Genomic DNA, 13493 nt, shown 5'->3' on the forward strand with positions numbered 1-13493 from the left:
AGTTAAAACAATTAAAGGAATCTTCGTGAAACGCTCACTCATCAGCGCCGCCTGCTGCGCCTTGCTCTCCTTATCCACGCCGTCACTGTACGCCCAGCAAGGCGCTGCCGCACCGGTTTCCGGCATCGACCTGAAAACCCTGGACCCCGCGGTCAGCCCCAAGGATGATTTCTACGGCTACGTCAACGGCGTCTGGACCCGCAATACGGACATTCCGGCCGACAAATCCGTCTGGGGCACGTATATCGAATTGCGTGAAATCGCGCAAGGCCAGCTGCGCGGCCTGATCGACGCCACCGTCAAGAATCCCGGCAAGCCCGGCAGCGAGGCGCACAAGATCGCCGATCTGTACACGAGTTTCATGAACGACAAGGCGCGCAACGCGGCCGGCTTCAAGCCCCTGCGCGCCGAGCTGGCCCGAGTTGCTAGCGTGAAAGACAAGAAAGACTTGCCGGCGCTGTTCGCTTACCTGCAAGGCAATGGTATCGCCACGCCGTTTTCCGCTTATGTGGCGCCCGATGCGCAAGACCCCGAGCGCTACACGGTCAATATCAGCCAGTCCGGCCTGGGCTTGCCTGACCGCGATTACTACCTGAAGGATGACGACGCCAAGCTGCAAGCCGTGCGCGCCAAATACCTCAAGCACATTGAGACCATGCTGACCATGAGTGGCGACCAGGCCGCCGCCGAACATTCGGCGCAAATCCTCGATATCGAGACGCGCCTGGCGGCAGCGCAGTGGACGCGCGTGCAGATGCGCGACCCCGTCAAGTCGTACAACCGCGTCGGTTTCGACCAATTCACGGCACTGGCGCCGGCCTTCGACTGGAACGCTTACTTTGCCGCCGCCGGCCTGGCGAAAAAGGAAACCTCGGCGGTGGTGCGCCAGCCCAGCTTCATCAAAGGTTTTTCCGAGACCGTGGCGGCGATTCCTCTGGCATCGTGGAAGAGCTATCTGAACTGGCGCATCATCGAAAGCTATGCCTCCTACCTGGACAGCGCTAGCGTCAAGGAGCGTTTCGCCTTCGACGGCACGGTGCTGCGCGGCGTGCCGCAAAGCGAACCGCAGTGGCAACTGGCGCTGCGCTTCACGGACAACGCCATCAGCGATGCCGTCGGCAAGCGTTACGTGGAAATGTATTTGCCGCCGGAAACCCGGCCCCGCGTGATGGCCATGTTCGACAATTTCGTCGCTTCGTTCAAGGATGGCATCGAACAGCTCGACTGGATGGGTCCGGAAACCAAGAAGGAAGCCCAGCTCAAGCTGGCAGCCTTGAAACCGAAGATCGCGTACCCGGATACCTGGCGCGACTACAGCAGCATGCGGACGCAGCCGAACGACCTGATCGCCAACGTGCGCGCCTCGCGCGCCTGGAGCCGCCAGCAAAACCTGGACAAGCTGGGCAAACCCGTCGACCGCGATGAGTGGTCGATGACGCCGCAAACCGTCAACGCCAGCTACAGCCCGGCTCTCAACGCCATCACCATCCCGGCCGCCATCCTGCAGCCGCCATTCTTCAATGTGAAAGCGGAAGATGCCGTCAATTATGGCTTGCTGGGCATCACTTTCGGCCATGAAATCAGCCATGCCTTCGACGATTCCGGCAGTCAATATGACGCAAAGGGCCGCTTGCGCAACTGGTGGACGGCAGAGGACCGCACGGCCTTCAAGGCGCTGGCCGCCGGGCTGGTCAAGCAATATGGCGCCTACAGCCCCGTGCCGGGCTATCACATCAATGGCGAGCTGACCCTGGGTGAGAACATCGGCGACAATTCCGGCCTGTCGATCACCTACAAGGCGTACCAGCGTTCGCTCGGTGGCAAGCCGTCGCCTGTGCTGGACGGCCTGACGGGCGAACAGCGCCTGTACATCGGCTTTGCGCAGAAATGGCGCGCGAAATTGCGTCCCGAGGCGGCGATCGCGCAGATCAAGAGCGATCCCCATTCGCCGGGCGAATTCCGCGCCAAGGGCACGGTGAAAAACCAACCGGGCTTCTACGAGGCGTTCGGCATCAAGCCGGGCGACCCGATGTATCTGCCGCCCGAGCAGCGCGTGATCATGTGGTAAGCAAGTAGGGCGGTTGGGCATCCGCGCCGGGGATTATTCCTTGGCGTGGTTGAGCGTGTACCTGGGCAGTTCCAAGGTCAGATCTTCGTGGGCCAGGCGTGCCTGGCAGGACAGGCGCGAGTGGGGCTGCAAGCCCCAGGCCTGGTCGAGCATGTCTTCTTCATTGTCGCCCAGTGCGTTGAGCGAATCGAAACCCTGCACCACGACCACGTGGCAGGTGGAACAGGCGCCCACCTGGCCGCAAGCGTGTTCCATGGCTATCTGATTGCGCAGCAAGGCCTCGCAAATGCTGATTGTTTCCGGCGCCTCGAAGACGGCGCCATCGGGGGCCAGCTCGGGATGGGGCAGGACGGTGATTTTTGGCATGCGGGATTCTCCTCGGTTATCCTTCAATACCGTCACCGTGGACCTTCCCGCCTTGGCAAGGTCAAGCCCCTGCGCGATCCTGTGCGACGATGCACTTGTCCAGATGATCGAGCAATTGCAGGAATACGCGTTTATCCGCCACGTGATTCATCGTGGCACTCGTGAATACATCGCTGGCGGCCGCCGCCACGGCCTCCTTGGCCGCTGCGCAGGCGGCATGCAGTTGCGAGCGATCAAGTTCCAGCAGCGCCGTGGCTATGCCTTCGTGCGTAAAGTCGTAGGCATCCATGCCGCAACAGCCGGCCACGCAATGCGTTTCCAGCCGGTAAATCAGCGGCCACAGCTCACCCAGCAGGGCATCGATGTCGGTGGCTCGCTCATAGCGCCCTGCAATGTCGATGAATTCAATCCATGCATCATCGGCAATCTGGATATCGTATTGGCGGTCGCGTTCAGTCATTTTTCAGGTTGTGCATTCAAAGTGAGTGGCATCGCATTATAAAAAAAACCGCCCGAAGGCGGTTTTCTTATGCGGGAGACACTGCGTCAACTAGATAAAGTAGATCAGCGCGACGACGCCCACGACGAGCACCACGCGGGTGACCTGGTACGCCGTCTTGTTCCACGCCTTGAAACGGCGGCGGTACTGGCCCATGGTCCAGGAAATCTGGAACAGTTTACTCACGCCGCCTACCTGGTCGCCCAGTTCGTTGGGCGAGGCGGCGGCCGTCATCAGGGTGCGGCCCAGCCAGCGGTTCAGGCCTTGCGCCCAGCGGTAGCGCATCGGGCGTTCGATGTCGCAGAACAGGATGATGCGGTCGCTATCGGCATCGTTGCGTGCCCAGTGGATATATGTTTCATCGAACATCACGGCCTGGCCGTCGCGCCAGCTGTGGCGTTCGCCATCGACGTCGATGAAGCAGCGGTCGTCGTTCGGCGTCTGCAAGCCCAGGTGGTAGCGCAGCGAGCCGGCGAACGGGTCGCGGTGCGGGTTGAGTTTGCCGCCTTGCGGCAGTTCCGCAAACATGGCGGCCTTGATCGAGGGAATCGATTGCAGCAGCGCATAGGTTTGCGGACACATTTGCTGTGCCGACGGGTGGTTCGCGTCATACCATTTCAGGTAGAAACGCTTCCAGCCATACTTGAAGAAGGAATTGAAGCCCACGTCATTGTTTTTTTCAGCCGCCTTGATCTTTTTCATTTCCTGCATGCGCAGCGCTTCATCGCGGATGATTTGCCAGTTCTGCTGCAGCGGCGCCAGTTCCGGAAATTGATCGACGGAAAGATAGGGTGTGGCCGGCACCTTGGAAAAGGTGTGCATGAACAGGTTCAGCGGCGCCATGAACGAGGAGTGATCGAAGATCTGGCGGCGAAACGGCAGGCGTACCTTGCCACGAAAATGAATATGTAAAACAGAAAACACAAAAATGCCCAGCAAGGCCCACTTCATACACAACCTCGTTTTTTAAGAATGGGGCAATTATAACCAGTTAATGCCACCGCCACCCCGTCCCACGCTGAAGGAAAGATGAAGCGGCGCGCCCGCGCCAGCTGCCTTACAATGCTTTTTTCTCCACAATTATCCGAGGTAACAATGGAAATCTGGCACGCACCGCTGGACCTGGCCACGCTCAACGCCGCCAGCGAGGGCACGGCTATGCGCCACCTGGGCATCGCATTCACGGCATTTGGCCCTGACTGGATCGAAGCGACCATGCCGGTCGACCACCGCACCTTGCAGCCGTTCAAGCTGCTGCATGGCGGCGCATCGGTCTTGCTGGCTGAAACCCTGGGCAGCATGGCCGCGAATGCCTGCCTGGACAGCCGCCGGCAGGTGAGCGTGGGGCAGGAAATCAACGCCAACCACGTACGCGGCGTGCGCGGCGGCCACGTCACGGGACGCGCCACGCCGATCCACCGGGGCCGCAGCAGCCAGGTGTGGGAAATCCGCATCGTCGACGACGACGGCAAACTGTGCTGCATCTCGCGCATCACCATGGCCGTCATCGACGCCCCTTGACTTGCATCAAAGCATTAAAAGTGAGCGCGTGAAATCATCCAGAACGCCGTTCGCTTATAATTCAGTGTGCTGTTGTACCGTGCGGGAGTTTTACGCGCGTTCACATTGCCCGGAATAGAAGCTGACTGCCCAAAAAACGCCAGTTAGAGACCCACCCTGCGCCATGCAGGAAAGGCAACATGACGGTGAGCAGATCGCTGGTTCTAGCGGAACTGGCAAACAATCAACTTTATACAGGGCAATAACAACAATGATGTCATTCAATCGTTTGACGATAGGCGCGCGCCTGAGCGCAGGCTTCGGGCTGCTGGTTTTACTCATGCTGGCGTTGGCCGCCTTCGCGCTGCTGCGCATCGGCGCCATCTCGGGCGCCATGGACGCGCAAGAAAAAGTCCAACTGGAAAAACTCGAACCGCTGTACGTGGCGCGCGAAGCGCTCGACCAGACGGGCCTGGCCGCCCGCAACGCGTATATCTTCCGTGACCAGGCCGCGGCCGAAAAAGAACTGGCCATCCTCGACAGCCAGAAGGCGCTGTACCTGGACGCGCTGGCCAGGCTGGCGCCGCAGTTCACAGGCGATCCCCAATTCGAGAAAGTCAGTACCGGTCTGAAAGCCATGGCGCAGGAACTGCAGCGTCCGCGCCAGTTCCGCGCGGCGGGACAGATGGAGCAATACGGCACCTTCCTCGTCGAAGAGTGCAGCCCCCTGCGGCGCCAGATCGTCGCCGACATCGATGTCGTCCTGAAAAACGTGCAGCGCGAATCGGAGCAGGCCAGCGTGGCCGCGCGCGCCATCTATGGCCAATCGCTGCGCTGGATCGGCGTGCTGGCCGCGCTCAGCGTGCTCATTTGCATTGCGGTGGCCACCGTCATCACGCGCGGCCTGCTGCGCCAGTTGGGCGGCGAACCGGCATATGCGGCCTTGATCGCCGGGCGCATCGCGCTGGGCGAACTGGCCATCGACGTGCACACGCGCCACGGCGACGACAGCAGTTTATTGTTTGCCATCAAAACCATGCGTGACAACCTGGCCGCCATCGTTGGCAAAGTGCGTCATGGTACGGAAAGCATCGCCACGGCCTCGACCGAGATCGCTTCGGGCAACCGTGACCTGTCGCAGCGCACGGAGCAGCAGGCCGGCTCGCTGGAAGAAGTCGCCTCGTCGATGGAAGAACTGATTTCCGCCGTGCGCCAGAATGCGGACAACGCGCAGCAGGCGAACCGGTTGGCGCGCGAAGCGTCGACCGTGTCGGAGCAGGGCGGCAAGGCGGTGGCCGAAGTGGTGCATACCATGGGCTTGATCAATGCCTCGTCGAACAAGATCGTCGATATCATCGGCGTGATCGACAGCATCGCCTTCCAGACCAACATCCTGGCCTTGAACGCGGCCGTGGAAGCGGCGCGCGCCGGTGAACAGGGGCGCGGTTTTGCCGTGGTCGCCACCGAGGTGCGCAGCCTGGCGCAGCGCTCCGCCGCCGCCGCGCGCGAAATCAAGGCCTTGATCGACGATTCCGTCAGTAAGGTGGGCACCGGCACGGTGCTCGTCGAGCAGGCGGGCGCCACCATGCATGAGGTGGTGGCCGGCATCGGCAGGGTGACGGGCATCATGGCCGAGATCAGCCACGCCACGCAGGAGCAGGGCGCCGGCATCGAGCAAGTCAACCGCGCGATTGTCGACATGGACCGCGTCACCCAGCAAAACGCGGCCCTGGTGGAGCAGGCGGCCGCTGCCGCGCACGAGTTGCAGCAGCAGGCGGCCCAGCTGGAACAGGAAGTGGGGATTTTCAAGCTGGCCCAGCCGGCCAACGGTCCATTGCGCCTGACGGCCTGAGGCCGATAGCGCACCAGCGCGGCGCGCCCACAGCGATGCGCCAATAGTCATATTACGCGCTACAATGAGAGCTGGATCACCGCCAGGACTTCTCATGCAAGTGCGCAGCAGCCACGATCTCTCCAGCCCGGACGACGACAAACCGGCGCCGCCCGTGCTGCAGCTGGCCCTTGCCGGCCTGGGCTGGGGCTTGCTCACCTGCGTGCTGTGCTTTGTAATCCTGTTTCTCACCAAATGGCTGCTGCCGCCCGAATACTGGGGCGCACACACGGGCTTGACCAAGTTCAAGCGCGAAATGTCGCTACCCCTGCTGGTGTTCTGGGTCGTCATCTATTCTCCCATCCTGGAAACCTTCCTGGGCCAGTTGCTGCCGCTGGAAATCCTCAGGCGCCTGGGCGCCAGTCGCCCGCTGAGTATTTTCATCGGCGCCATCCTGTGGGGCATCGTGCATTTCATCAGCGGCGGCTTGCTACACGCCATCGTCGCGCTGGGCTCGGGCGCCATGTTCAGCTTTGTCTACCTGCGCTACCGCGAACCGGGCGTGGCCGTTGCCTATGCGACGACGGCATTTTCCCGCGCCTGCAACAATATCGCCATCCTCGTCGCCGTGTTTTACGGCCTCGATGCCTAAAGCACCTTCCAAAACCTACTGCGCGTCGGTATAGGCGGCCTGCGATGCTCACCGTACTCTAGTACGGTTGCGCTTCTCGACCACCTCTACCTTCCGCTCGCTACGGTTTTGTTAGGTGCTTTTCTTCCTTCCTGAGCAAGTACGGCACCAGCGCCGCCAGCGCCACGGCCAGCCCCGCTAAACCGCCCAGCAACTGGCGGAAGGCGGCGTCATAGCTGGCGCGCAGCAGCGCTTCCTGACCGCCCAGCAGCTGTGTTGCTTGTTGCATATCACCGAGCGCGGCGCGACTGGCGGCCGCCAGCACGGGCAGATCGGCGGGCAGCTGCCGCGTCAGGCCCGTGCCAATCAGGCCGGCCAGCACGGCGCCGGCCAAGGCCAGCGCCACGCCATCGGCGCTGATGCGCACGGTATTGAAGATGCCCGTCGCCATGCCGGCCCGCTCCGTTTCCACCACGTTCAGGGCCATGCCATCCATCAAGCCCCACGGCAAGCCGATGCCCACGCCGATCAGCAGCAGCGGTCCGGCCAGCGCCGTGGCGCCGCCATGGCCCAGCACCTGCGCCAGCCAGGCCAGCCCACAGGCCGCCAGCAGCAATCCCGCCGCGCACAGGGTGCCGGCCTTGACCCAGCGCAATAGCAGCGCCGCCAGCATGGGGACGAGCAGCAGCGGCGCGGCTAGGGCGATCATCAGGCGGCCCGCCGCCAGCGGCGACACGCCATCAATGCCGATGAAGCGCCCCGGCAGCATGACGATAAGCACGATGAACAGGAAGGCGGGCGAGGCGGCCAGCACTTGCACGGCAACAAAACGGCGCTGGCGGAACAGGCTCAAGTCCAGCATGGGCTGCGCCGTCCTGCGTTCGATCACGATAAAAATGAAAAACAGCAGCACGGACGAGGCGACGGATAGCATCACGGCCCCGCTGCGCCAGCCGTGTTCGGGCACCAGCAGCATGCCCAGGGTCAACAGGGCCAGCGCGACGCTGAAGCTGAGGGCGCCAAGCCAGTCCAGCCGGCCTTTGTTGCGCGGCGGATCGGCCGGCACGCTGGCCCACACCAGCAGTATGCCAATGGCGCCCAGCGTGGCCGTGGCGTAAAAGATGGCGGGCCAGCGGGCCAGTGCCAGCATGGCGCCGGCCGCCAGCGGACCGAAAGCCAGGCCCAGGCCGAAGGTGGTGCCCAGCATGCTCATCACGCGGTTGCGCGCCGCGCCGTGGAACAGGGGCGCCAGCGAGGACATCGCGGCGGCAAACGCGGCCGCGCCGCCGAGGCCTTGCACGAAGCGCAGCGCGGCGATCCATGCCACCGAGGGCGCGACGGCGATGGCCAGGGTTGCCACGCAGAACAGCGCCAGCCCCGCCAGCCAGACGCGGCGCCGTCCCAGCACGTCCGTCACGCTGCCCGCCACCATCATGGCGCTGCCATAGCTGAGGATATATGCATTGATGACCCAGTTCAGCGCGGCGGCGCTGCCGTGCAGTTCGGCGCCGATGGCGGGCAGCGCCACTGCCGGACCCGTGAAGCACAGGGGAATCAGCAGGCCCGTCAGGCAGGCGGCCAGCACTTGCAGGGGGAGTAAAAGACGTGAGGGTGAAGGCATGGGCGTTGGCTCGGAAAGAAGGAGCGGTGAGTATGGTGCGCCCGTCATTGAAGAAAAATGGGCTAAACTACCTAACATATCGGACAAAAATGTCTTCAATGGGGAATCACATGGATAGCTTGGGTGGCATCGCCATGTTCGTGCAGGTGGCCGACAGCGGCAGTTTTTCGGCCACGGGCCGTCTGCTGGGGCTGTCATCGTCGGCCGTGGGCAAGAGCGTGGCGCGCATGGAGACGCGGCTGGGGGCGCGCCTGTTCCAGCGCAGTACGCGGCATCTGGCGCTGACGGCGGAAGGGGAAAAGTTTTTGCAGCGCTGCAAGCGCATCCTGGCCGAGGTGGAAGCGGCCGAGCGGGAATTGTGCGAGGCCAGCAGCGCGCCCAGCGGCCGCCTGCGCCTCAGCCTGCCACGCTACAGCGGCCTGTTCGAGCCGGCCATCGGCGCGTTCATGCAAGCCTATCCCGCCATCGAACTGGACCTCGATTTCTCCGATGCCATGGTCAATATCGTCAGCGACGGTTTTGACGCCGCCGTGCGCACGGGCGAGCTGGCCGACTCGGGCTTGATGCAGCGCAAACTATGTACGTTCCGCCGCCTGCTGGTGGCATCGCCCGCCTACCTGGCGCGCCATGGCCGGCCCGCCGATGGTGCCGCGCTACTGCGCCATGCCCGCCTGGACTACCGTTTTCCCGCCACGGGCCGCCTGGAACAGTGGCCGCTGGTGGATGAGGCCGCCCAGTCGACGCCCGGCATGGTCTGCAACAGCGTGGAAATGCGCGTCTTCCTGGCCGTGCAAGGGCAGGGCATTGCCTACCTGCCCGCATTTGCCGTGCAGCGCGAGTTGGCGGCGGGGCAACTGGTTTCGCTGCTGGACGAGCATACGCAGGCGCGCACGGCCTTCTGGCTGCTGTGGCCGGCCAGCCACCACCTGCCGCCGCGCCTGCGCGTGTTGATCGATTTCCTGGTGCAGCAATTGCAGGATCAGACTTTTGGAGGCCTGCCTTGAACGATGAGCATGAGCATGCCGGCCTGCAGCGCCACGTGGCCGGCGCCACGGTCAGCCACGACCATCCGTTCCCCTTGCCGCCGTCGTCGCAGGAGCCGCTGACGGCGGCCCTGCGCGATGACTGGGTGCGGCCCTTGTACATGGGCTTGCACCAGCCCCAGGCGCGCGCATGCCTGGCCCGGCTGACGCTGGCCGACGACACTGTCATCGCGCGTCTGCTGGGGCAATTCGACTGGCGCAGCCGTACGGCGGGCTCCTACCTGGCGGCATTGACCGGGCAGCCCGCCTTCACGGACCAGTTGGGCGGCCTGCTGCTGGCCAGCGAGGTTTGTTACGCGGGCAGCGCGTATTGCCTGGCGCTTGCTGCCTTCGACACACCAAGCAGTCGCGGCTACCTGCACCGCTATCTCGAACATTATTTGCGCCAGCCGCAGCTGCACTTTGATCAGGAGCAAGCCATGGGAGCCATTGCCTACCTGGATGGACAGCATGGCCGGGATGAGGCGGCGCGCCATGCACCAGCCTGGGCCGATTTCGCCGCCCGTCGGCCTGGCCTGGCGCTGGATGAATCGCTTGCGCTCTTTACTGCCCGCATGGCCACCTTGCGCGCCTTGCAGGCCTCAGCGCCTGGCAACTAAGCGCCATCTCCCCAAGCGCGCACGCGCGCGCTTTCTTCCGCCTTTCCTCTTCCTTCCACCATGCAGTGTGACATTTGCATGACAAACAACAGTGTTTCGCCCGCTTGAACGTCAGTAGGGGGTGTATGCGAGGCGACGCTCAACCGCGCGCCGTCCATACGCCGAAAGTGCCGGACCGTTGAAGGTGCATGCTGAACTGCAAGTGGATGCGGCCGGGACTTTTGCCTTGCATGTCAGCTTGCGCCGACATATTCAATCTTGGTTTTTAAGTTGTTTAACGACAGGAAACTGCAACATGACTGAAAAATTTGCATCGCAAACTTCCACCTCCGCCAACGAAGCTTACCTGAACAGTTCGGTGGCCGCGCCGCAGCGCTTTACCGGCACGGCGAACGCGGATGTGCTCACCGGCACGACGGGCGCCGATGTGCTCGAAGGCCTGGCCGGCGACGACACTTATTACGTCAACGACAGCGGCGACGTGATCGTCGAGCTGGCCAACGGCGGCACCGATACCGTGTATACCAGCGTCAACTACACAGTGGCCGAGAACGTCGAAAACGTGCGCCTCGCCGCCAACGGCCTGACGGTGACGGGTAGCGCCAACACCAACAATATCTTTCATGTCAACGTGGCCGGCGGCAATGTGCTCGACGGTGGCGGCACGGGCAACTTGGTCAATTACCTCGGCTCCGGCGTGGGCGTGACGGCGACGCTGGCAAGTCCGAATGCCCCTCTAACGGCGCCGGCAGGCAGCGATGTGCTGGTCAATTTCGCCAGCGTCGTCGGCAGCAAGTTTGACGATGTGCTGACCGGAAATGAGCTCAAGAACATCTTGGTAGGTAATCTAGGCAACGATATCTTGCGGGGCGGCAAGGGCGATGATTTGCTGGCCGGCCTGCAAGGCGACGATAGCTATATTTTTGCCCGTGGCGACGGCGCCGATGTCATCGCCGAGGCCGTTGAGGGGGGCGGCCACAATGTCGTTTCCTTCCTGGCCGGCGTCAGCGCCGACCAGCTGTGGTTCCGCCAGGTGGGCGTGAACCTGGAAGTGAGCACCATCGGCACGACAGACAAGATCACCATCAATGGCTGGTACAGCGCAGGCATCGTGCCCCGCATCCAGGAATTCCGCACGGCCGATGGCCGCGTGCTGGTGGGCAGCGATGTGCACAACCTGGTGCAGGCGATGGCGGCGCTGCCGTTGCCACCGGCTGGCCAGCTGACCCTGCCGCCCGACATCGCCGCCATCCTGGCACCAAAGCTGGCGCAGAACTGGCGCACCGAGGGGCCAGGCACGGCGAACCCGGACATCATCAAGGGCACGGCAGGCGCCGATGTGATGGCCGGCGGGGCCGGCGACGACATGTATTACGTCAACCATGGCAACGATGTGGTGAATGAACAGCTTGGTGGCGGCCGCGACATTGTCTACACGACGGTCAACTACACCATGGCCGCCAACATCGAAGAGCTGCACCTCGCCGCCGCCGGCCTGGGTGTGACGGGTAACGGAGGTAACGGCAGCGGTAACATCTTCCACGTCGACGTTGCCGGCGGCCACTTGCTGCATGGCATCGGCAGCAATAATACAGCCACCTATGCGGGTTCCAAGGCGGGCGCCACGGCGACCATCGCTTCCCTCAGCGGCACCCCGGTGGCACGCCCGGGCAGCGATGTGCTGGTCAATATTGCCAGCGTGACGGGCAGCGCGTATGACGATGTGCTGTCCGGCAACGAACTTGCCAACACCCTGTCCGGCGGCCTCGGCAACGATACCTTGCAAGGCGGCAAGGGCTATGACGTGCTGACTGGCGGGCTGGGCGACGATACCTATGTCTTTGCGCGTGGCGACGGCGCCGACATCATCGCCGAGCCTTCCGCGGATGCCAATTACGACGCCATCGCCTTCCTGGCAGGCGTGAATATCGACCAGCTGTGGTTCCGCAAGGTGGGCGCAGACCTGGAAGTGAGCACCATCGGCACCACGGACAAGATCACCATTCGCGCCTGGAACGCGGCCACGCCGAACATCGAGGAATTCCGCACGGCCGCCGGCCACGTCATGCGCGGCGCCGACGTGCAATTGCTGGTGCAGGCGATGGCGAATTTGCCGCCGCCGCCCTTGGGGCAGCTGACCCTGCCGGCCGGCACCGCCGCCGCCCTGGCGCCTGTGCTGGCCCAGGCCTGGCACTTCAATGGCCCCACGCAACCGACGGGGCAAACCTTCGTCGGCACGGCCGGCGCCGATGTCATCAGCGGCAGCGCCGGCGCTGACTTGCTGGAAGGCCTGGGCGGCGATGACACCTATTACGTCAACCATACGGGCGACTTCATCGTCGAACGGGGCAACGGCGGCAATGATACCGTTTACACCAGCGTCAACTACAAGGTGGCCGACAACGTCGAGACCGTGCGCCTTAACGGCTCCGGCCTGACGGTAACTGGCAGCGCTTACAACAACAATGTCTTTTATGTCGATACGCCTGGCGGCAATATGCTTGACGGCGGCGGGATCGGCAATACGCTCAATTACAGTGGTGCCACGTCGGGCGTGACGGCCGCCTTCGCAGCGGTTGGCGCGCCCATGCTAGCGCGTCCGGGCGCCGACGTGCTGGCCAATTTCAGCATGGTTTTCGGCAGCAAATTCGATGACGTGTTGACCGGCAATGAGCTCAAGAACATCCTCTTCGGCGGCTACGGCAACGATACCTTGCAAGGCGGCAAGGGCGACGACACCCTGGCCGGCATCATGGGTAACGATACCTATCTCTTTGCCCGCGGCGACGGTGCCGACATCATTGACGAGGGGGTGGAGGCGGGCAGCCACGACGTTGTCTCTTTCCTGGCCGGCGTCAGCGCCGAACAGCTGTGGTTCCGCCAGGTGGGCGCGAACCTGGAAGTGAGCACCATCGGCACCACGGACAAGATCACTGTCAATAACTGGTATACGGACACGCCGGTGCGTATCGAGCAATTCCGCATGGCCGATGGCAGAATCTTGCTGGGTAGCGATGTGCAAAACCTCGTGCAGGCAATGGCGGGCCTGACGCCGCCACCTGTTGGCCAGCTGACCTTGCCTGCAGGCACGGCCGCTACCCTGGCGCCGGTGCTGGCGCAGAACTGGCGTTCCGGTCAGCAATTCAGTGCTGCCAGCCAGGGCGGCTTTGGCAGCTGGCAAGCGGATTCGGCGCAGCTGGTGCAGGCGATGGCCGGCTTTGCCGTGCCTTCGGCAGCATCGGCGCCCTGGTCGGCGCACGGCGGCCCGTCGCCGCAGATCCAGTTGGCTGCCGCGCATTGATCGCTTGAGTCGTTAGCTTCACCAGCACGCAGCC

The 13493-nt window shown here is 63.2% G+C and carries 11 protein-coding genes; 7 read left to right on the plus strand and 4 right to left on the minus strand.

Annotated features, from left to right (window positions below):
* Positions 1–25 precede the first annotated feature (25 nt).
* A complete protein-coding gene (locus ACP7DE_RS04735; protein ID WP_426070985.1) occupies positions 26–2068 on the plus strand; it encodes a M13 family metallopeptidase in 2043 nt (680 codons plus the stop codon).
* A 33-nt stretch (positions 2069–2101) separates the two neighbouring features.
* Here ACP7DE_RS04735 and fdx read toward each other — a convergent pair whose 3' ends face one another.
* From fdx to lpxO, 3 genes are all read right to left on the minus strand, one after another.
* Positions 2102–2434, minus strand: coding sequence for an ISC system 2Fe-2S type ferredoxin (gene fdx / locus ACP7DE_RS04740; RefSeq protein WP_426070986.1), 333 nt, complete (start codon positions 2432–2434; stop codon positions 2102–2104).
* Between the two features lie 61 nt (positions 2435–2495).
* Positions 2496–2894 (minus strand): DUF6331 family protein, encoded by a 399-nt coding sequence (locus ACP7DE_RS04745; RefSeq protein ID WP_426070987.1) that lies wholly within the window; start codon positions 2892–2894, stop codon positions 2496–2498.
* A gap of 90 nt (positions 2895–2984) precedes the next feature.
* Positions 2985–3884, minus strand: a complete 900-nt coding sequence (lpxO, locus tag ACP7DE_RS04750; RefSeq protein ID WP_426070988.1) for a lipid A hydroxylase LpxO — start codon at positions 3882–3884, stop codon at positions 2985–2987.
* A 144-nt stretch (positions 3885–4028) separates the two neighbouring features.
* On the opposite strand from lpxO, the gene ACP7DE_RS04755 reads away from it, so the two are divergent.
* The 3 genes from ACP7DE_RS04755 (at position 4029) to ACP7DE_RS04765 (ending at position 6916) form a co-directional block, all read left to right on the plus strand.
* A complete protein-coding gene (locus ACP7DE_RS04755) occupies positions 4029–4454 on the plus strand; it encodes a hotdog fold thioesterase (protein ID WP_426070989.1) in 426 nt (141 codons plus the stop codon).
* Between the two features lie 250 nt (positions 4455–4704).
* Positions 4705–6285, plus strand: coding sequence for a methyl-accepting chemotaxis protein (locus tag ACP7DE_RS04760; protein ID WP_426070990.1), 1581 nt, complete (start codon positions 4705–4707; stop codon positions 6283–6285).
* Between the two features lie 94 nt (positions 6286–6379).
* Positions 6380–6916, plus strand: coding sequence for a CPBP family glutamic-type intramembrane protease (locus ACP7DE_RS04765; RefSeq protein WP_426070991.1), 537 nt, complete (start codon positions 6380–6382; stop codon positions 6914–6916).
* A gap of 100 nt (positions 6917–7016) precedes the next feature.
* On the opposite strand, the gene ACP7DE_RS04770 is transcribed toward ACP7DE_RS04765, so the two are convergent.
* On the minus strand, positions 7017–8516 hold the full coding sequence (locus ACP7DE_RS04770) for an MFS transporter (RefSeq protein WP_426070992.1): 1500 nt from the start codon (positions 8514–8516) through the stop codon (positions 7017–7019).
* A gap of 110 nt (positions 8517–8626) precedes the next feature.
* On the opposite strand from ACP7DE_RS04770, the gene ACP7DE_RS04775 reads away from it, so the two are divergent.
* The 3 genes from ACP7DE_RS04775 (at position 8627) to ACP7DE_RS04785 (ending at position 13459) form a co-directional block, all read left to right on the plus strand.
* Complete coding sequence (locus ACP7DE_RS04775) at positions 8627–9520, plus strand: LysR substrate-binding domain-containing protein (RefSeq protein ID WP_426070993.1); 894 nt, start codon at positions 8627–8629, stop codon at positions 9518–9520.
* Positions 9517–10158, plus strand: a complete 642-nt coding sequence (locus ACP7DE_RS04780) for a DUF6000 family protein (protein WP_426070994.1) — start codon at positions 9517–9519, stop codon at positions 10156–10158. Before ACP7DE_RS04775 ends, ACP7DE_RS04780 begins: the two co-directional genes overlap by 4 nt.
* 295 nt (positions 10159–10453) lie before the next feature.
* Positions 10454–13459, plus strand: a complete 3006-nt coding sequence (locus ACP7DE_RS04785; RefSeq protein WP_426070995.1) for a calcium-binding protein — start codon at positions 10454–10456, stop codon at positions 13457–13459.
* The last annotated feature ends 34 nt before the right edge of the window (positions 13460–13493 follow it).

Origin of the sequence: Janthinobacterium sp. DSP2-3-3, assembly GCF_049897325.1 — a bacterium.
Lineage (GTDB): Bacteria > Pseudomonadota > Gammaproteobacteria > Burkholderiales > Burkholderiaceae_D > Janthinobacterium.